Annotated in this window: 20 protein-coding genes; 5 read left to right on the top strand and 15 right to left on the bottom strand. The window is 49.5% G+C overall.

From position 1 onward, the window contains the following. Positions 1-3 precede the first annotated feature (3 nt). The 4 genes from ACTQ16_RS04235 to ACTQ16_RS04220 all read left to right on the top strand — a co-directional run bounded on the left by ACTQ16_RS04235 (position 4) and on the right by ACTQ16_RS04220 (position 1,696). Positions 4-288 (top strand): DUF4248 domain-containing protein, encoded by a 285-nt coding sequence (locus ACTQ16_RS04235; RefSeq protein ID WP_295348556.1) that lies wholly within the window; start codon positions 4-6, stop codon positions 286-288. Positions 289-449: 161 nt separating this feature from the next. Continuing rightward, complete coding sequence (locus tag ACTQ16_RS04230) at positions 450-965, top strand: DNA-binding protein (RefSeq protein WP_441936237.1); 516 nt, start codon at positions 450-452, stop codon at positions 963-965. 82 nt (positions 966-1,047) lie between these two features. Then, positions 1,048-1,560 (top strand): N-acetylmuramoyl-L-alanine amidase, encoded by a 513-nt coding sequence (locus ACTQ16_RS04225; RefSeq protein ID WP_295348553.1) that lies wholly within the window; start codon positions 1,048-1,050, stop codon positions 1,558-1,560. A gap of 43 nt (positions 1,561-1,603) precedes the next feature. Further along, the gene (locus ACTQ16_RS04220; protein WP_153073356.1) at positions 1,604-1,696 is read left to right on the top strand and encodes a smalltalk protein; all 93 of its coding nucleotides are present in this window, start codon (positions 1,604-1,606) and stop codon (positions 1,694-1,696) included. Positions 1,697-1,733: 37 nt separating this feature from the next. On the opposite strand, the gene ACTQ16_RS04215 is transcribed toward ACTQ16_RS04220, so the two are convergent. From ACTQ16_RS04215 to ACTQ16_RS04145, 15 genes are all read right to left on the bottom strand, one after another. Continuing rightward, positions 1,734-2,450, bottom strand: a complete 717-nt coding sequence (locus ACTQ16_RS04215; RefSeq protein ID WP_441936235.1) for a tyrosine-protein phosphatase — start codon at positions 2,448-2,450, stop codon at positions 1,734-1,736. Between the two features lie 34 nt (positions 2,451-2,484). Next, entirely contained in the window at positions 2,485-4,977 is a 2,493-nt protein-coding gene (locus tag ACTQ16_RS04210) for a GumC family protein (protein ID WP_441936234.1), read from the bottom strand. Positions 4,978-5,158: 181 nt separating this feature from the next. After that, on the bottom strand, positions 5,159-5,956 hold the full coding sequence (locus ACTQ16_RS04205) for a polysaccharide biosynthesis/export family protein (protein WP_441936232.1): 798 nt from the start codon (positions 5,954-5,956) through the stop codon (positions 5,159-5,161). Positions 5,957-5,962: 6 nt separating this feature from the next. Next, entirely contained in the window at positions 5,963-6,622 is a 660-nt protein-coding gene (locus ACTQ16_RS04200; protein ID WP_441936231.1) for a UpxY family transcription antiterminator, read from the bottom strand. 399 nt (positions 6,623-7,021) lie between these two features. After that, on the bottom strand, positions 7,022-7,996 hold the full coding sequence (locus ACTQ16_RS04195; protein WP_441936229.1) for a F0F1 ATP synthase subunit gamma: 975 nt from the start codon (positions 7,994-7,996) through the stop codon (positions 7,022-7,024). Positions 7,997-8,002: 6 nt separating this feature from the next. Further along, complete coding sequence (atpA, locus tag ACTQ16_RS04190; RefSeq protein ID WP_294971670.1) at positions 8,003-9,589, bottom strand: F0F1 ATP synthase subunit alpha; 1,587 nt, start codon at positions 9,587-9,589, stop codon at positions 8,003-8,005. Positions 9,590-9,769: 180 nt separating this feature from the next. After that, positions 9,770-10,306, bottom strand: a complete 537-nt coding sequence (locus tag ACTQ16_RS04185; RefSeq protein ID WP_295348541.1) for a F0F1 ATP synthase subunit delta — start codon at positions 10,304-10,306, stop codon at positions 9,770-9,772. An 8-nt stretch (positions 10,307-10,314) separates the two neighbouring features. Beyond that, on the bottom strand, positions 10,315-10,815 hold the full coding sequence (atpF, locus tag ACTQ16_RS04180; RefSeq protein ID WP_441936227.1) for a F0F1 ATP synthase subunit B: 501 nt from the start codon (positions 10,813-10,815) through the stop codon (positions 10,315-10,317). Positions 10,816-10,957: 142 nt separating this feature from the next. Beyond that, complete coding sequence (gene atpE, locus ACTQ16_RS04175; RefSeq protein WP_006846851.1) at positions 10,958-11,197, bottom strand: ATP synthase F0 subunit C; 240 nt, start codon at positions 11,195-11,197, stop codon at positions 10,958-10,960. Positions 11,198-11,323: 126 nt separating this feature from the next. After that, entirely contained in the window at positions 11,324-12,430 is a 1,107-nt protein-coding gene (gene atpB, locus ACTQ16_RS04170; RefSeq protein WP_294971662.1) for a F0F1 ATP synthase subunit A, read from the bottom strand. Positions 12,431-12,651: 221 nt separating this feature from the next. Beyond that, positions 12,652-13,095: a hypothetical protein gene (locus ACTQ16_RS04165; RefSeq protein ID WP_441936225.1), complete on the bottom strand. Its 444-nt coding sequence runs from the start codon at positions 13,093-13,095 to the stop codon at positions 12,652-12,654. 75 nt (positions 13,096-13,170) lie between these two features. Further along, the gene (gene atpC / locus ACTQ16_RS04160) at positions 13,171-13,410 is read right to left on the bottom strand and encodes an ATP synthase F1 subunit epsilon (RefSeq protein ID WP_203038663.1); all 240 of its coding nucleotides are present in this window, start codon (positions 13,408-13,410) and stop codon (positions 13,171-13,173) included. A gap of 18 nt (positions 13,411-13,428) precedes the next feature. Beyond that, positions 13,429-14,955, bottom strand: coding sequence for a F0F1 ATP synthase subunit beta (gene atpD, locus ACTQ16_RS04155; RefSeq protein ID WP_153123500.1), 1,527 nt, complete (start codon positions 14,953-14,955; stop codon positions 13,429-13,431). A gap of 378 nt (positions 14,956-15,333) precedes the next feature. Then, on the bottom strand, positions 15,334-16,311 hold the full coding sequence (gene pfkA / locus ACTQ16_RS04150) for a 6-phosphofructokinase (protein WP_294971656.1): 978 nt from the start codon (positions 16,309-16,311) through the stop codon (positions 15,334-15,336). Between the two features lie 132 nt (positions 16,312-16,443). After that, a complete protein-coding gene (locus ACTQ16_RS04145; RefSeq protein WP_441936224.1) occupies positions 16,444-17,874 on the bottom strand; it encodes an SLC13 family permease in 1,431 nt (476 codons plus the stop codon). A 396-nt stretch (positions 17,875-18,270) separates the two neighbouring features. Between ACTQ16_RS04145 and rpsA the strand changes: the two genes are divergently transcribed. Beyond that, on the top strand, positions 18,271-20,052 hold the full coding sequence (gene rpsA / locus ACTQ16_RS04140) for a 30S ribosomal protein S1 (protein ID WP_294971651.1): 1,782 nt from the start codon (positions 18,271-18,273) through the stop codon (positions 20,050-20,052). The last annotated feature ends 297 nt before the right edge of the window (positions 20,053-20,349 follow it).

Raw genomic sequence — 20,349 nt, 5'->3', positions numbered from 1 at the left:
GCATTGCCAGCAACGCTAAGTATCATCAAGAGAAACGCTAAGTATCATTACCGCGGTTCTCATAAAAGTCAATTCTATATGAAGATCAAGATATACAAGAAATACGAGCTTGCCAAGCTCTACTTTCCGGAGCAGTCGAAACACGTGGCACTAAACCACCTGATGCGGATGGTGAACCACTGTCCGCCCCTGCTTGAGGCCCTGCAAAGAGAGGGCTACGAACGGTTGGCGAAGACCTTCACCATGCGCCAGACGCTGCTCATCTATGAGTATCTGGGCGAGCCATAATACTGAGTTTTCCAGTTTTATGCCCCATCGTATCCCTATCTCACCCCTATCGTACAGAAGCCTCTTCTGAAAGTCGTATCTTTGCAACCGTAAACAAGAACCAAGCACTGCGCAGCGCTTTAATACATGAAACACGAACCATAAAACAATTTATTAGCCTTATGATTGAGTACGATTTGAAGAAGAACAACAACAAGAAGAACGTGAAGGCTTATGGCAAGTACTACGCCAAGCCTCACGTAAGTGAAACTGTAGATCTCGATGAGCTCGCCGACCACATGCATGGTCACAACTCTCCATTCTCAGCCGGGACCATCAAGGGCATCCTCATCGATGCCGTGACCCACATCAAGGAGCTCCTGCTCATGGGCAAGAATGTAAAACTCGACAACCTCGCCATCTTCTACATCAGCATCAAGAACAAGATGGGTGCAGAGAATGCCGACGACTTCACCGTATCTAAGAACATCGAAGGAGTGAGAATGAAAGCCCGCGCCACGGGCGACTTCCGCTACGTGAATCTCAACCTCGACGCCAACTTGAAGAAGTATGGTGCTAAGAAAAAGAAGTCTTCCACCACCGACTCCGGAACGACTACGCCATCGGAAAGTACAGACAAGGGCGACTCTGGCTCCACCACTAACCCAGGCAGCGATTCGGGAGAAGTAGGACTGTAGTAACTGGGATTGCATATCCCCGTTATCTCTTAACTGGGATTGCAAATCCCCTTAACTAGTTTTTTAAAACAATTGACCGAAAATGACACAAGATCGATTTCCGATGACGATTGGCGGCGAGGAGGTGCTCAATGAGCATCTCCTGCTCGCCTACACAGAGAACGGCGAGATGATGGACTCACCTCTGAGCGTCCGTTTTCTCGTAATTCATTGCTCGGCAACACGTGCCGACCGTAACTACACCGACAAGCAACTGATGCGCGACCACAAGAAGCGTGGATTCCGCACCGTGGGCTACCACTTCTATGTACACAAGGACGGAAGCATCACGCAATTCAGAAAGCTGCTGGAGGTGGGCTCACATGCCCGCCCCTACAACCGCTGCTCCATCGGCATCTGCTACGAGGGTGGGCTGGACGACGAGGGCCGTCCTGCCGACACCCTGACCCGCGCCCAGTATGACGCGATGTGGAATCTGCTGCGCAAGCTCAAGATCACGTTTCCACAGGCGCAGATTGTAGGGCACCGCGACTTGCCGGGAACGACTCCTAAGGAGTGTCCTTGCTTCGATGCAGCGAAAAAATTTCCACTTTAATGTGGAATGCTTAATGTTAAATGTTGAATGTTAAATTTGAACTATGAAGAAAGAAACCATCAAGAAGGTGATCAATTTCATCATCACCGTACTTACTGCCGTAGCTAGCGCATTCTGCGTACAGAGCTGCCAGTAAATTCCCAGTAATCAAACCTAAACCTTAAGTTCTAATTCTACCAGTATCGCCAGTAGATGCTGAGACGATGCATGTCGCTGCCCACGAAGTCGTACATATCGTGCTTCATGAGCCACTTGCATCGCTTCTGCACCTTCTTGCCATACTGCCCATCTATCGAGAACGCATTTCGCTGGAACTTGATGCCCATCAACTTGAGCTTCTCGTAGTCGCGCTTCTCCATATAGAGGTAGCGCTCAGGATGGGCAAGCACGGGCGTGTAGCCCTTGTTCTTGATGCGCTCCAGGAGGGCATGAAAATTCATCGGGGCAGAGAAGATGCTCGTCTCCACCAACAGGAGCTTGCCATCCTCGCCCAGCGGCAACAGGTCGTTTGCCTTCAGGCGCTTTTCGAAGAGCGCATCTAGCATATTTTCGGCTGCGAGATGCAGCCGGAGCATTTTTCTGTCAGCAGGGTGTCGCTCGGCAAAGTCCTGCTGATATTGTTTCTGGAAGTCGGCAAATACTTGGCGCAAATGGGTGGTCTCGTTGGGTACGTCTTCCATAATATGAGGCGTAAGCCAGACATCCCTCATGCCTGAGCCTTCGTAAAAGCACAACATTTCCAACGACTTCTTTACCTCTTGAAATCCGTCGTCCACGCCGGGCAGGATGTGGCAGTGCCAGTCGATGCCGCCGGGGAGTCTCTCTGATGGTGCTTTCCTGCTTGCCGTCGGATTGCAAATCCAACGGAACGCCTCACGGAATATATTCATATTTTTCTATTCTTTTATCCAATTTCCTACTTTCCTATTTTTGCCCCCCATTCTTGTCGGAGCCGTAGTGGTAGCCGTAGCCATAGCCATAGTGGTAGCCATAGCGATAGTAGTGGCCGTAGCGGCCGCCCTGAGCCTTGGTTCCGTTCAGAATGAGCGACATATTCTTGAATTTCTTGTCCTTGTAGAGCTGTTCGATGTCGCCCAGCAAACTGCGCTGCATCAAGCCCGAGCGTACCACGAAGATGGTGCGGTCGGCAAGTTTCTCTATAATCTGGGTATCTGCCACGATTTCCACTGGTGGACAGTCGATGAACACATAATCGTACTCAGCCCTCACCTGCCTGATGATCTTCTCCAGACGGTCGGTGAAGAGGAGCTCCGTAGGGTTAGGCGGCATGGTACCGATAGGCAGCACGTCGAAGCCCTCCACCAGTCCATACTCCTCGCCATGACAGATGATGCCCTTCAGGTCATCGGTCCTGCCGTTGAGATAGTCGCTGAGTCCCTCGCCAGGGCTGCCCACGAGCATGGATGTGGAACCATGGCGGAGGTCACCATCGATGACGAGCACCTTCTTCTCCTTGATGGCGAGCGACATGGCGATGTTGCCTGCCAGGTGACTCTTGCCCGAGCCTATGTTGAAAGACGTAAGGATGATGACGTTCTGCTCGGGATGGGTGCCTATCATGAACTCCAGGTTAGTGCGCAGCACGCGGAACGCCTCGTTCACGATGTCGCGCTTGCCTGCCTTCACCACAATCTGTCGCGTCTCCTTCGGCTTCTTCCAGAACTGGATGCGCTGCAGAAGAGTTGGTCTGTTCTTGCGACTGATGCTGTATGGTATCTCACCGAGGAATGGTATGGTGATGTTCTTGAGGTCGTTTCTGCCCCTCACCGTCGTGTTCATGTTCTCACGGATAAATATGACTACCACAGGTATCAGGACTCCGAGAACGAAAGCCACGAGGATGATGTTGCGGCGCACAGGCTGCACGGGCTTGGTGTCGCCCGTAGGAGGGGTGATGATGCGCGTGTTGTAGGCGGTGAAAGCCTTGGAAAGCTCGTTTTCCTCTCTCTTCTGCAAGAGGAAGAGGTAGAGCGCCTCCTTCACCTTCTGCTGGCGACCCACTGTTTGCAGGTACTTTGCCTGGCTAGGGTTGCTGGCTATCTGGCTGGTGGTCTGCGCCTCGTTTGCCTGCAGGTTGCCAAGCTGCGAGTTGAGTGTCACCACGAAGTTGTCGATACTGGTTACGATGCTATGGCGCATGGAGGCGAGGTTCTGGTCATAGTCAGCCACCAAGGGGTTCTGCTCGCTGGAGTTAGCCACCAGGTTGTTGCGCTCCAGCTGCTGCTTGTTGTATTCGGTAATCTGCTGCTCGATGCCCGGGCTGTCGATGCCGATATTGGCTGGCAGGAGCTGGTTCTTGCCCACCTTGCCCGTCAGGAAGTCGCGCAGGTAGCGTGCCATGGAGAGGCGTGAGTTCAGCTCGAGTATCTGCTTGTCTACATCGCCGCTCTTCTGCATGTATTGCTGTGCGGCGGTCTCTACGTCGGGCAGCAGATTGCGGCTCTTGAACGAGGAGATGTCCTTGTCTACGTCGCCCAGTTCCCGCTCGATGACGCCCAGGCGATCGGTGATGAAATGGGAGGTGGAGACGGTCATCTGGTTCTTGTCCTCCATCCAGTTCTTGCGGTATACGGAGATGATGGTGTTCAGCACGTCCTCGGCGCGCTGGGTGAGCTGGTCCTTATAGGTCAGGTCGATGACTGTTGCCTTCTCCTCGCTGATGCTTGCCGAGAGCGACGCCTTGATATGGTCGGTCATGGCATAGAGGTTGGTGCGGGTTACATGCAGTTTCCTGCTCTCATGTCCATTGATGAAGGCTGAATAGCCCGGTGCCAGGTCTACGCATACATGGCCCATCGCCGTGCGGACGGTCTGGCCCAGCTTGCCCTGTACCTCCTCGTCCGATTCCACTTGGTTTCCAGCCTTGTCGGTGCCACTCACATGCACGATGGAAAACAGGTTGCCATGCTTTACTTCTACATCCAAATTGGCGCTCTGCATATCGTTCAAGCTATAGAAATGAACGGTTACAGGCAGCGTTCTGCCATAGAGAGCCACAGGATGGAAGGTACCGTCTTCACTGTAGTTTACGTCGAGTTTGAGCTGCTTGCCAGCCTCCAGCAAGACGGCTGGCGACTGGATGGCAATCAACTCGTTGTTGACGTTCGACTTGCCTCCCGAGAGTCCCATGTCGGAGAACATACTGGCCACATCGCTGTTGATGCTCTGGCTCTTGCCGTCTTCCTTGATGAGGATGGATGCCGTGCGCTGATAGACACCCGGCGTGGAGAGGAGGTAATAAGTGGCTATGCCCAGGGTGACGACGAGCGAGATGACAAACCATCGCCAGCGCACAAGGCACAGATACATTAAGTCTTGCAGACGAATGAAGTCATCTGCCTGCTGGGGGCGACGAACCTGAGCATTCTGCATCGTCGCTTGATTATTCTGAATCATTGAATTTGAAAGTTGTTTTTTTTCGCATGTAGGGAAGTTAAGGGAAGTTAGAGGGAAGTTAAGGGACAAATGTCCTAAGTTTAAGCTAGGAGACTATTGTCTCTTAACTTCCCGAACGACCGTAGGGAGTGATAACTTCTTTAACTCCTTTAACTTCCTGATATGCGAAAGTTCAGTTACATTATTTCTTGATAAGTACCGCCACGCTGGTGGCAAGTGAGGCAAGGCTAATCCAGAAGCCCGTGCTCCTGACATTGTTGCCATTGACCGTACTCTGGCGAGCCTTGGTCTCGTTGGGGCTGATGTAAACCACGTCGTTCTGCTGCAGGTAATATACCGGACTGTTGAACACGCTGTTTCCCGAGCAGAGATTGATCTTGTATATCTTCTGGTGGCCGTTTTCCTGGCGCAGCACCATCACGTCTTCACGGGTGCCATAGATGGTCAGGTCGCCTGCCTTGCTGAGGGCATCGAGAATGGTTACTTTCTCGTCCTCGATTTCATACTGTCCAGGGCGTGCCACCTCACCAATCACCGAATAGTGGAGATTTGTCAGGCTGACAGTCACCACGGGATCCTTCACCAAGTTGCGATCCACCAGAAGTTTCTTGATTCCCTCGGCTATCTGCTCTCGGGTACGGCCTGCCACATGCAGGGTGCCCAGCACAGGGAAGTCGATGTTGCCCTTGCTGTCTACCGTATAATAATAGGCATCCTTGGCGATGGTCGACGTAGAGTAGCTGGTGGCGGTTCCCGTAAGGCTGAAGAGCTGTGTGATCTGTGGATCCTTGCTCTTCACGCCGATGTAGAGTTTATCTGTTGGCTTGGCGGTGATCACCGCACTTTTCAGATTGACCTGCGTATCAGGATTTTGGTTAAAATCCTGGAAATAAGCTATTTGTTGTGGGGTTCCACAAGCAGACAGGACAAGAAGTCCCGTACAAAAAGCTCCAGAAAGCAATGAATTACGATATTTCATATGATTTTATATTTTTTCTAGAAAACATCTTGGTATATAGGTGGTGGCGACGGCACAGACCCCGTCTATCGACACGATGAGGCGATGGTCGCCATTGATGCGCTTGATTTCACCCTCCAGACCTTTGAACCTGCCGTCGATGACCCTGACACGTTCTCCTTTCTTCCAGTTGAAGGCTCCGTCCTCGAAATATTCCAGCCCCTTCTGGTCGCCCGACGATACCATCATGAACATCTGCATCTGTCGCTTGGGAATGGCGATGGGCTGTGGGTCGAAGTCCACCAGCTGGCGATATAGCCTTGCCTTGCCACGCAGTTCCCGCTCCAGGCATAGTGCCTGTAGCTTGTTGCTGCGCATGAAGAAAAGTGAGGGTATGAGTGGGCGCTCCACCACAATCTTCTTGCCTTGGCTGTTTACTTGTCTCTCTTTTACGAAGGGGGCGTAATATTCCATCACATCGCCCATCATATCTTCGGGGAATGTGTTTATCATCTGGTCAGGATCCTTAAGCACGTTGTTGAAAAGGTTGAACTGATCTCGGCAAAGCGCCACTTTGTTCATGTACACGCGCATGGCATACCATGATGCCTCTGTCTTGGCTGGTTCGCCAAGAGTCCCGGCTTGTATGCTTAGAGAATGATAGATATCTTTTATTGAATTGTCCATTCTTTCATTTTAAGTATTCTTATACAGACACATTTTCTCTTCCCCCTTGTGTCGAAACGAGTCGTCACAAGCAGCAAGGAGATTGAGACAGTATACTTCCCGTAAAGCTTCTGTCGTTCGGAGCAACCCTGATCCAGGCGATGCTGTACCCGCAATCCCATTTGGGTAACTAAGCCTCATATTTTCTGGTTTAGTTCTCAAACGCGCCGCAAAGTTAACAAAAAAAAAAAAAAAAATGAAAGAATGTTAGCGCAACTTTAGATAAAATTAGTTTTTTTAAGTATTTTCCTAATATTTGTTAATTTTACTGTTTTGTTTGCATACAAAACATAAAATCGGGGTAAATCTCTTTCAATAAGTGATTTACCCCGATTAAACATTATACAGATGGAAGGAAACTTAGTTGTTTACGCTACCTCCCACAATATCAAGCAATTCATTGGTAATGGCCTGTTGACGACTCTTGTTGTACTGCAAGTTGAGTTCGCGCAAGAGTTCATCGGCATTATCCGTAGCGGTCTGCATGGCCACCATGCGGGCAGCATGCTCACTCGCCTGACTGTCCAGCAAGGCTGTGAAGAGCATGAGATGCAGCTGCTTAGGAATCAATACACCGAGAACGGTCTCCAAGTCTGGCTCCACGATGAAGTCATCGTTCAGAGGTTTAGCCTCTGAAGTCTTTCTTTCATTCTCCTCAGCCTGTTTCTTGCGAATATACTCCTGCGCCTTAGCTGTAACCACATTAGAGGTGAGATCTCTGTCGTTATCCCCTCCTATTGCCTCTGTGCTGAGGTCGATAGGCAGGAAGGTCTTGCGGGTCAGAATCTGCGAGCCGGCACTCTTGAAGTGGTGATAGATCATCTCCACCTTGTCGAGTTCGCCAGCCGCATACTGCTTGGCAAGATTACTGGCGATGTCAGCACATGCGCTTGAATTAGGATGATCGGCAAGATCCATGAAGTTGCCGCCAATCTTGAGTCCCAGCTTCTGTGTTTTCTCAGCCACCTTTCTTCCGATAGGATAAACCGTGATGTCGTCAATGCCCTGAGCCTTATACTCGTCGACCGCATGCATCATCATCTTGATGACGTTGGAATTGAATCCACCGCACAAGCTGCTGTTGGAACTGTAAACCACGAGAGCCACTCGCCTGGTTTCCTTGTGCTCCACCTGCAACTCATGGTCCACATTCGGAGTACTCACCAGGAAGCTCTTGAGGATATGTTCCAGCATATTCTCGTAAGGCAGCATGTTCTGTATAGCCACCTGTGCATGATGCAGTTTGCTCGAAGCCACCATCTTCATGGCACTCGTAATCTTACGTGTACTGTTGACGCTGGCGATGCGAGTCTTAATCTCTTTTAACGACGGCATAGGCTATTACGCTTTATATTGTCCTGCAACATTAGCCATGGTCTCCTCGACTGCCTTAATGGCCTCGTCGGTGAGCTTACCATCGCCTAAAGTCTGAATCACATCGGCGTGCTGGCTGCGCATAGCGTCGAGGAACAGATCCTGGCACTCGCGAACCTTGTCCATTGGCACGTCGTGCATCAATCCGTGCACACCGCAATAGAGGATAGCTACCTGCTCGCCTACCGGCATTGGGCGGTACTGAGGCTGAACCAGCAACTGGTCGTTCTTACGGCCACGGTCCAGTGTCATTGCTGTTACGGCATCCATATCGCTAGAGAACTTGGAGAAGGCCTCCAGCTCACGATACTGAGCCATATCAATCTTCAGTGTACCAGCCACCTTCTTCATACTCTTGATCTGGGCAGAACCACCTACACGGGATACGGAGATACCAACGTTGATAGCTGGACGGAAGCCCTGGTTGAAGAGGTTGGTCTCAAGGAAGATCTGACCGTCGGTGATGGAGATCACGTTGGTTGGGATGTATGCTGATACGTCACCAGCCTGTGTCTCGATGATAGGGAGGGCTGTCAAGGAACCGCCACCCTTAACGTGACCCTTCATGCACTCAGGAAGGTCGTTCATCTGCTCGGCTACCTCCTGCTGGTCGTTGATACGAGCTGCACGCTCCAACAGACGAGAGTGGAGATAGAAGACATCTCCAGGGTAAGCCTCACGTCCGGATGGACGGCGGAGGATCAGGGATACCTCGCGGTAAGCCACAGCCTGCTTACTCAAGTCATCGTATACAACGAGAGCTGAATAACCACGGTCGCGGAAGTACTCACCGATAGCTGCACCGGCAAATGGTGCGTAATACTGCATGGCTGCAGGATCGGCAGCGGTAGCACTTACGATGATGGTATATGGCAGGGCGCCATGCTCCTTAAGGTTCTGTACCAATGCTGCAACGGTAGAAGCTTTCTGACCGATGGCTACATAGATACAATATACTGGCTTGCCTGCCTCGTAGAAACTCTTCTGGTTGATGATGGTATCCACTGCGATGGCAGTCTTACCGGTCTGGCGGTCGCCGATGATCAGCTCACGCTGTCCACGACCGATAGGAATCATAGAGTCTACAGCCTTCAAACCTGTCTGAAGTGGTTCCTTCACTGGCTGGCGATAGATAACACCAGGGGCCTTGCGGTCCAATGGCATTTCGAAGGCATCAGTAAGGTCGATGTCACCCAGACCATCAATAGCCTGACCCAGAGGGTTTACGACACGTCCGAGGAAGTTGTCGTTCACGCGGATGGAAGCGATACGGTGTGTACGCTTCACGCTCTGTCCCTCCTTGATGCCAGCAGTAGGACCTAAGAGGACACAACCTACATTGTCTTCCTCCAAGTTCATGACAATCGCCATAGTGCCGTTCTCGAACTCAAGAAGTTCGTTAGCCTCTGCGTTGCGGAGTCCGTAGATACGTGCCACACCATCGCTGACGGTGAGAACAGTACCGACCTCATCAAACTTTTCAGAGCTATTCACCTCCTGCAGTTGCTGCTGAAGAACTTCAGACACTTCACTTGGTTTAATTTTATCTGACATTGTTTATTTATTTTAATTGTTAAATGAGGAGTTAAGGAGTTGAAAGAAGTTAAAGGAGTTAAGACAATAGCTTATCTTATATCCAGTTTCTCTCATTATTAAGAAGTCCTCCTGTTTTATCAGGATAAAGGTGTTGTCTTAACTCCTTTAACTTCTTAAATTCTTAACTACTCAAAAAAATTACTTTTTGAGCTGTGTCAGAATGTTGTTGAGCTTAGTCTTTACGCTCGCATCCATTCTGTAAGTATCATACTCAAGGATGAAACCACCGATGATATCCGGGTTCACCTCAGTCTTGAACTCCACAGTACCTTGCGTTCTCTGCTCCACCATCTTGCGCATCTTATCCTCAGTAGAGGCGTCAACGGCAGTGGCGGTGATCAGCTTACCGCGGATGATGTTCTTCTGTTTCCTGTAAAGAGTGATATACGAAGCAGCCATGAATTGCAGGGTGCTCTCCCTATCCTCCTTCAGAACGAGTGCGATGAACTTCTTGCTCAGCTCGGATGGGTTCTTGCCCAGGGCTGTGGTGAGAAGCGCCAGCTTCTTGTCTTTAGAGAGCATAGGGTTGTCTATCGTAAATCTCAGTTCAGGCACGTCGATGTAGCTCTTGTAGAGCGTCTGCATCTCCTGGTAGACCTGATCTTCGAGCTTCATGCTGAGTGCGCTCTTGATGAGGGCACGGGCATAACGCACCGATATTACACCTATATCCATAAGCTTTACTATTTGTTGTCAGAAGAAACCTCGTCCAGCAGCCGATTTATCATATCCATCTGTGCCTTGTCGTCAGAGAGCTTAGCCTTGAGCACCTTCTCAGCAATCAGAACAGAGAGTTCAGCCACCTGACCACGGATTTCGCGAATGGCGTTCTGCTTCTCCGATTCAATCTGTGCCTTGGCGTCAGAGAGGAGTCTTGCTCCCTCTTCGCGAGCCTTATTCTGTGCTTTCTCTACGATGGCGTCGCGTGTTTCGGCAGCCTCTCTGAGGATGGCAGCCTGCTTCTCGCGAGCTTCCTGCAAGATGGATTCACCTTCTTTTTGGATATTGGCAAGCTTCTCGTTGGCCTCGTGAGCTTTCTTCAGGCTCTCGTCGATGAAGGCCTTGCGCTCGGTCACCATCTTGACGATGGCTCCGAAACCAGCCTTTCTCAAGATGACGAAGACAATCAGAAAAACGACTGTCATCCAAAAGAGCAAACCGCTATCAGGAATCAATAAATCCATATATACTGGTTAAAGTTTTACTTAAACGTTTTTATTTTAACTAACTCTAGAAAAGTCTCTATCCTACCCCGGCTTCAGAATCCGGCAGAAACTCTGGAGGATATCCTTGATCCGGGGCTGATGATAGTGACATATGAGATGATTACATAACGATTGCCAAGATGGCGATGATGACAGCGAAGAACGCAACACCCTCAACCAACGCAGCTGCAATAATCATAGAAGAACGGAGGTCGCCCATCTTCTCTGGCTGGCGTGCCATAGCATCCATAGCCTGGCCACCAATGCGACCGATACCAATACCTGCGCCAATAGCGGCCAAACCTGCACCTACTGCGGCACCCAACTTTGCAATCTCTGCTGCTAATAAAAGTGATAACATAATCTTATAATTTAAGTTGTTAATATTTTCTTTATTTATTGTTTAATTGAAATTTTGCCTCTACATCAAATCATGAAGTCCAATGTTCAAACTTCTCATAAAGTTCAAACTTCAAAGTTCAATGTATTAAGCAACCTCTGGCTCAGCCTCATGAGACTTTACATGAGCCAGCGAGATGAATACTGCACTCAGCATGGTGAATACCAATGCCTGAATGTAGCTTACCAATACTTCGAGGAGCATCATGAAGACACTCATCGCAATACTTACTGCTGTCATACCCGTACCTGCCACATAGTTGGCGATAGCATTCTCACTGATGTTGAACATGATGAAAATGATAGCCGCAAACGAAAGTGCGATGGCGTGACCCGCCATCATGTTGGCGAAGAGTCGGATAATCAAAGCCAACGGTTTCGTGAAGATACCGAAAAGCTCGATGAATGGCATCAATGGCACTGGAACCTTCAGCCAGGTTGGTACTTCTGGCCAGAAGATGTCCTTCCAGTATTCCTTCGTACCGGTGAAGTTGGTGATCAGGAAGGTCGTCACACCGAAGAATGCGGTGCAGGCGATATTACCTGTCAGGTTACCACCACCTGGAGGGAATGGTACGATACCCATGATGTTGGCCACGAAGATGAAGAAGAAGCAAGTAAGCAGCCATGGTGCATACTTAGGGGCTTCCTTACCCAGTGTAGCCTTGATCACATCGTCATATACCGACATGACGAACATGTGCATCAGTCCTGTAAATCCCTTTGGTGCAGGGTCATCCACCTTGTGCTTCCTGCACCAGCTGGCTGGTATCAGGATGCAGAGCAACAGGATGATAGCGTCGATGAAGAGCACGCAAACGGTCTTCGTGATGGAGATGTCGAGAGGACGAACCTCCTGACCTCCCACCTTCTCTACTATCTTGTTGGGATTCGTCTGTGCATCACCGTTCTTGATGACGAGGTTGAATGGTCCCGGACGGTCTCCGTTGGCATCCTTCTCTTCCGAGAATTGGCTGCTGCAGAAGACGTGCCAGCCCGTTGAGCTCTTCACGATGATAGGCAGATGAATCACTACGGGATGATCTCCCACCTTAGTGATATGCCATTCATAAGAATCCTTGATATGACCCCACAATATCTCTTTCACGTCGATGTCTTCCTTGGCCGATACCTGCACAGGTGCCAGCGTGAAGAGCAGCATCGCCATCAAGAGGAATTGCTTGAGATGTTTCATATTCTTTAATTCTTACTTTTGTTTATTAATTATTCGCAAGTGAGGGAATTGATTGAAGTCAAAGAAGTTATCACTCCCTACGGTCGTTCTGGACGTTAAGGGACAATAGTCTTCTAGCGTAAAACGTAGGACATGTGTCCCTTAACTTCCTTCTAACTTCCCTAACTTCACTTAACTTCCCCATATGCGAAAGTTCAGTTAATTATTTGTTTCAGAACCGCTTATGAAAGACGGTTCTTTTTCTCTACCCGAGCGAAGTAGATGCAGTCGAACACGAGAAGCACTACATAGAACAGGGCGAAGATGGCAGTGAATCCCAGGATGTTCTGCCTGTCGCATACCAGCACGTAGATGAGGAACACCAGTGTACCGGCCATCAGCTTCAAGACCAATGCCGCCAGGTAGAACTTGGCGAGATTGGCGGGAGATGATTTAGCCACAGCCTTCCAGGCTTCACCATAAGCAGTACTTGCAACGAGCGAGAATATCGCACTCACTACCAGCGGGTTAACAACCTGGGCTATCATATCATCGCATTGAGCAGACAATCTGCAGGCAAAGAGCACGGCAAGAGCCACTGCTGCTGTAAGCCACAAAGAAATCTGCTTATACCTGATACTCGCCTGTCTGATAGTCTGCAAGCGCAACTTTTCTTCTTTTTCCATTGTTCTAAGTATAATGTATAATTGACAATGTACAATGTATAATTATTAATTGTTAATTATCAATTATTAATTAATCTAAACTTCTACGCAAAGGCTTACTTCGTTTTTCTTACATTCCACGAATCCGCCCTTGATGTTCATTGCCTGCTTGCCTTCCTTGGTGGTATACTCTACCTTGCCCACTTCGAGCGAAGAGATGATAGGTGCGTGGTCTTTGAGAATCTCGAACGAGCCGAGGGTTCCCGGAACCAGTACGCTCTCCACCTCACCCTGGAAGACTACTTTCTCAGGAGATACTATCTTTAGCTGTAACATAAGCCGTGGATTTAAAGATTACGCCTGTGCTGCTGCAAGCAACTGCTTAGCCTTCTCCTTCGCATCCTCGATAGTACCTACGTTGAGGAATGCCTGCTCTGGCAGGTCGTCTACCTCACCGTCAAGGATGGCGTTGAAGCCCTTGATAGTCTCTTCGATAGGAACCATCACACCCTTCAGACCGGTAAACTGCTCGGCTACGGTGAATGGCTGACTCAGGAAACGCTGTACACGACGTGCACGGTTCACGGTCAACTTATCCTCATCCGAAAGTTCATCCATACCGAGGATGGCGATGATATCCTGCAACTCGTTGTAACGCTGCAGCAACTGCTTTACTCGCTGTGCACAATCGTAGTGAGCCTTGCCCACAATCAGCGGGTCGAGGATACGAGAGGTAGAACCCAGTGGGTCTACAGCAGGATAGATACCGAGAGAGGCAATCTTACGGGAAAGCTCTGTGGTAGCATCCAGGTGGGTAAAGGTGGTAGCTGGAGCAGGGTCGGTCAAGTCGTCGGCAGGAACGTATACAGCCTGCACGGAAGTGATGGAACCGTTCTTGGTAGAAGTGATTCGCTCCTGCATGGCACCCATCTCAGAAGCCAGTGTTGGCTGATAACCTACGGCTGATGGCATACGACCGAGCAACGCAGAAACCTCAGAACCTGCCTGGGTGAAACGGAAGATGTTGTCGATGAAGAACATGATATCTGCTGCCTCACCGTCCTTGCCTCCGTGATCACGGAACTCCTCGGCAACGGTCAGTCCTGAAAGCGCAACTGAAGCACGTGCCCCAGGTGGCTCGTTCATCTGTCCGTATACCAGGGTAGCCTGACTCTTTGCCAGCTCCTCTGGGTCTACGAGAGAAAGATCCCACTTACCTTCGTCCATTGCCTTTCTGAACTTTTCACCATACTTGATAACGCCAGACTCGAGCATGTCTCGAATCAAGTCGTTACCCTCACGGGTACGCTCACCTACACCTGCGAATACAGAGTATCCGTTGTGTCCCTTGGCAATGTTGTTGATCAACTCCATGATGAGCACCGTCTTACCTACACCGGCTCCACCGAAAAGACCAATCTTACCACCCTTCATGTAAGGCTCGAGCAGGTCGATGACCTTGATACCGGTAGCAAGCATCTCCTTGTGGGTTGACAGTTCGTCAAACTTAGGAGCTTCGCGGTGGATAGGATAAGCGCCCTTCATGTCCAATTCTTTCATACCATCAATAGGCTGTCCGATGACATTCATCATACGGCCCTTGATCTGCTCACCTGCCGGCATGACGATAGGATTGCCTGTAGAGACAACCTCCAAGCCACGCTGCAAGCCGTCGGTGTTGTCCATAGCAACGCAGCGCACTGTGTCCTCACCGATGTGCTGCTGCACCTCGATGACCAGTTCGCGTCCGTCTGGGCGTTTCACCTTCAGAGCTTCGTAGATCTTAGGAAGCACCTTCTCAGGATTCTCGCCCTTGGTATCGAAGTAAACGTCGATAACCGGACCGATGATCTGCGAGATGCGTCCGTTAATTTGTGACATAAGCTTATTAATTTAAAGGTTATTTTTTATATTATTTTTCTATTGTTCTATTCGCTCGAAATCAGGAATAGGAGTTGTATCAGCTTCTTTCTTGACCAAGTAGATAGTGGGGAGATTCGCCTAGTGGCTTCGCCCCTGTTTTGCCCGGGAACTGACGAACCTCGCCCATGGCTCCGCTCTCTCAATTCCCGGCGGCAAAAGTAACAATAATTTATGAAAACCGCAAATCTTTTTATGGTTTTATACGGTTTTTATACCTTATTAAACCACATTTGTACCGTTTAAGACAATTTTCAAATTAGGAATCCTTCTTTCGGATACCCAACCGCCTTTTCGCGATACTCAACCCGTCTCTTTTAGATACTCAACTCGTCTCTTTTAGATACTCAACTCGTCGAGAACCTTGATGAGCTTGCGGTCGAACGGCTTGTCTGAACGGATGGCCTCTGAAAGCGGTACGTATACCACCTCGTTGTTGCGCACGCCTATCATCACGTTGCGCTGACCCTGCATGATTGCCTCGATGGCACCGCAACCGGTACGGCTGGCAAGGATGCGGTCACGGGCTGATGGACGACCGCCACGCTGCAGGTGACCCAGGATAGATACACGTACGTCGAACTCAGGGAACTCCTTGCGTACACGGTCTGCATAATAGAGCGCACCACACTTAGGACTCTCTGACACGATGACGATACAGCTCTTCTTTGACTTGCGGATACCACGCTCCATGAACTGTGCCAACTGGTCTACGTCGGTAGAATCCTCTGGGATGATGGCAGCCTCTGCACCGCTGGCGATGGCTGAGTTCTGAGCCAGGAAGCCGGCATCTCGTCCCATCACTTCGATGAAGAAGATACGCTCGTGGCTCTGTGCTGTATCACGGATACGGTCCACGCACTCTACGATGGTGTTCATGGTAGTATCATATCCGATGGTATTGTCAGTGCCGTAGAGGTCGTTGTCGATGGTACCAGGCAATCCGATACAGCAGATATCAAACTCACTCGCGAAATTCATCGCTCCGGTAAGCGAACCGTTACCTCCGATGACAACGAGTGCATCTATTTCCTCTTTCTGGATATTCTCAAAAGCCTTCTGGCGTCCTTCCTCGGTCATGAACTCCTTGGAACGGGCTGTCTTCAGTATCGTACCTCCGGTACCGATGATACCGCTCACGTTCTCTGTAGTGAATGGTACGATTTCATCATTGATGAGACCGTCATAGCCACGGTAAATACCCTTCACGTTGAATCCGTTGTAGATGGCCGCACGGGTCACAGCACGGATTGCTGCGTTCATACCTGGAGCATCACCTCCAGAAGTCAAAATTCCTATAGTCTTAATCTTTGCCATAACTATATTACCTTATTATATATATGATAAATTTATTAATAGTTTATTTTTTCTGTTTTTCTCTTAGATCCAATTGTCCTTTTCATCTTCGGGATGCGTGTTTCCATCCCCTTTTTCTTCTTCAGATATGGTTTAAATCATCAGGTACATGGTTCCGCCCATCAGGGTATGGGAGAGCCAGAGGATAGCGAGACCTGCCACGCCACCCACGAGAGCCTTCCAGCCGATGTTGCGGAAGAACCAGCCCATGTGCATGTGTTCCATCTTCATCAGGGCAAGGCCGCTGATGGTTCCGATGCCCAATACGTTGCCGCCTGCCATCACGCAGTAGGCTACTACCTGCCAGTAGAGTCCGTTGGTGCTGTAGTTTGAATCCAGGACCATGGATGGGTCGCCCAGTCCCACTACGTCGTGCAGTGAGAAGAAGTTCATGGCGGTGGCAAAGTTGTCGAGCACGGTACTCAGTACGCCTGCAGCAATGCCGTGCAGCCATACGTTAGGGCTCTCCTCTCCCCAGCCCAGCAGGTTCATCAGGTCGTCGAAGGCGCCTGATTCCTTCACTACGCCAACAGCCATTATTATTCCCATCACGAAGAGAATCATCTGTATCACGCCATATTGCAGCACTCTAGGGGTGCGACGTTCCACCATCGCATCCATGTTCATGAGCTTGCGGTTGAAGATTTCGTTCACAATCCACAGGATGCTGAGCACGCACAATGCGCCCAGGAACGGACTGAGCTTGGTGATGTTATGGAATGTAGGGATAAACCAGAGTCCGCCGATACCCACGAAGAGCATCAGCTGTCTCTGCCATGCGTTGAGTCTTGTATCATCGCCTCTATAAGGCATCACGATCCATTCGCTGTCTACCCTCTCCGGCAGCATGCGCATCATCATCGCCGTCGGGATGAGCCAGGCAGCGAGACAAGGGAGAAGCAGGGAGAAAGAGAAGACGGTGGCTGTGACGGCTCCGGAATTCCAGAGCACCAGTCCTTCAGGATTACCTATCACGGTGAGTGCTCCGCCACAGTTGGCAGCCAGGAGGATGGCACTGCCATAAATCATTCTCTGACGGCGGCTAGGTATGATGGCGTGCATCATAGTAAGCATCATCACGGTAGTGGTCAGGTTATCGAGGTTGATTGAAATCAGGAAAGTAACGATGGCGAGCGTCCATAGCATCTTCTTGCTGCTGCGGGTGCGCAACAGCTGTCTTACGAAGTCGAAGCAGCCATTGTTGTTGAGAATCTCCACGATGGTCATCGTAGCCAGCAGGAACAGCACGATTTCAGCTGCCCTGCCCACCCAAGGGAGGAAGATGTTGCGGGAGATGTAGTACTTGACAGTAGTGCTTGTGGAATCGGCATCTCCGAGATGGAGGAACCGGGAATAGTCAGCCATATGCTCGCTGGTAACGAAGTCCATACCAAAGCACACAAATAGCACCCATCCCACCGTTCCGGCAAAGATAGCCACGGCAGCACGGTTCACCTTGGTCACGTTCTCAGTTGCAATGAGCACGTAGGCAAGCACTAATATGGTAAGGATGACCAGCGTCATATTCTCTACTGTTAAATCAATATTTTCATAATTACTAATTCAATGGCAAAGGTAACAAATTATTTGATATCACAAGCATTTCGAGTTTTTTTTTTAATGTATTTAACGCAAATTTCATGCAAATGAAACAAAAAGCCGACTGTGTGCGCACAAAATGAAAGTAATCATTAATAGATGTATACATTATTTATTGTTAACGGTTCCATAAGGAAGAAAGCTGGCGAAAAGCATCCGGCAGAGAGGGAAAGAGAGCCTTTTTAGTTAAATATCATTAACAGAAGAAAGAAAAGTGGAGATAAACGCTTGTAAATCAAAGAAAATGAGTAATTTTGCAGCCGTTTTATATAATTCACATAAAGTCAAACTTTATTAAATTTAAATTTTTAATTAATTTTTATGTCAAATTTCAAGAACGTACAGCCACTCGACGACTTCAATTGGGAAGAGTTTGAGCAGGGTACAAACGCAGGCGTCAGCAAAGAGGACCTCGAGAAGGCCTATGACGAAACATTGAACAAGGTAACTGAGCACCAGGTAGTAGAGGGTACAGTAATCTCTGTTGATAAGAAAGAGGTTATCGTAAACATCGGCTACAAGAGCGACGGTATCATCCCAGCTTCTGAGTTCCGTTACAACCCAGACCTCAAGGTAGGCGACAAGGTAGAGGTTTACGTAGAGAACCAGGAGGACGTAAAGGGTCAGTTGGTACTCTCTCACAAGAAGGCTCGCCTCAGCAAGTCTTGGGAGCGTGTTAACGCTGCTCTCGAGAACGAGGAGATCATCCAGGGTTACATCAAGTGCCGCACTAAGGGCGGTATGATCGTTGACGTCTTCGGTATCGAGGCTTTCTTGCCAGGAAGCCAGATCGACGTTCATCCTATACGCGACTACGACGTATTCGTAGGCAAGACAATGGAGTTCAAGGTTGTAAAGATCAACCAGGAGTTCCGCAACGTTGTTGTTTCTCACAAGGCGCTCATCGAGCAGGAGTTGGAGCAGCAGCGTAAAGAGATCATCGGCAAGCTCGAAAAGGGTCAGATCCTCGAAGGTACCGTTAAGAACATCACTACTTACGGTGTATTCGTTGACCTTGGTGGCGTAGACGGTTTGATCCACATCACAGACCTCTCTTGGGGCCGCGTAAGCGATCCACACGAGGTTGTTTCTCTCGACCAGAAGATCAATGTTGTTATCCTCGACTTCGATGAGGAGAAGAAGCGTATCGCTCTCGGTTTGAAGCAGCTCACTCCACATCCATGGGATGCTCTTGATCCAAACCTCAAGGTTGGTGATCACGTGAAGGGTAAGGTAGTGGTTATGGCTGACTACGGTGCATTCGTTGAGATTGCTCCAGGTGTAGAGGGCTTGATCCACGTTTCTGAGATGTCTTGGAGCCAGCACCTCCGTTCTGCTAACGACTTCATGAAGGTTGGCGACGACGTAGAGGCTGTTATCCTGACTCTCGACCGTGCTGAGCGCAAGATGAGCCTTGGTATCAAGCAGCTCAAGGAAGACCCATGGGAAACTATCGATACTAAGTTCCCTGTAGGCAGCAAGCACGTTGCTAAGGTTCGCAACTTCACTAACTTCGGTATCTTCGTAGAGCTCGAGGAAGGTGTTGATGGTTTGATCCACATCTCTGACCTCTCTTGGACAAAGAAGATCAAGCACCCATCAGAGTTCACAGCAGTTGGTGCAACTCTCGATGTAGTAGTTCTCGAAATCGATAAGGAGAACCGTCGCTTGAGCCTTGGTCACAAGCAGTTGGAGAAGAACCCATGGGATGAGTATGAGACAATCTACACTCCAGGTTCTGTTCACACTGGTAAGATCATCGATATGATGGATAAGGGTGCTGTAGTTGCTCTCAACGAGGGTGGCGAAGGCTTCGCTACTCCAAAGCACCTCACAAAGGCTGACGGCTCAATGGCTAAGAAGGGCGAGGAGCTCGACTTCAAGGTAATCGAGTTCGTTAAGGAGACCAAGCGCATCATCCTCTCTCACTCTCGTACATTCGAGGAGGGTAAGGACGAGCCTGTATCTAAGCCAGCACGCAAGCACAGCAACGGTGGCCGCAAGAGCGATGCTCCTACAATCAACAACGTAGCAGCTAGCACATCACTCGGTGACATCGATGCACTTGCTAAGCTCAAGGCTCAGATGGAAGGCAAGGCATAATTAAGTCTGAGACATAATAAAGGAAAAAATAAGGGTTTGTTTATTGTTAGCATTCCCTGTAGTTTAAAAAGTCATCTTATCCCGGCTCTTCGTGAGAAGTGCCGGGATTTTTTTGTCAAAGGCGATTACGCACGGAAAAATCATCGGAACATCCTTGCTGTTTTTTAAAGTCACGCAAATTTCGCAGATGGCGCAGATTTTTCTATGCTGTCATCCAGAAAGTTCCGATGATTTCCGTCCCGGCGGATTTGAAATCCGCCGTAAAAAAAGGTTCGACCATTGAAAACGGGGGATTTG

The organism is Prevotella sp. LCP21S3_D2, from assembly GCF_052118345.1.
In the GTDB taxonomy this organism is placed as follows: domain Bacteria; phylum Bacteroidota; class Bacteroidia; order Bacteroidales; family Bacteroidaceae; genus Prevotella.
The sequence above is the reverse complement of the archived record's forward strand: the minus strand, read 5'-3'. Positions and strand labels throughout refer to the sequence as shown.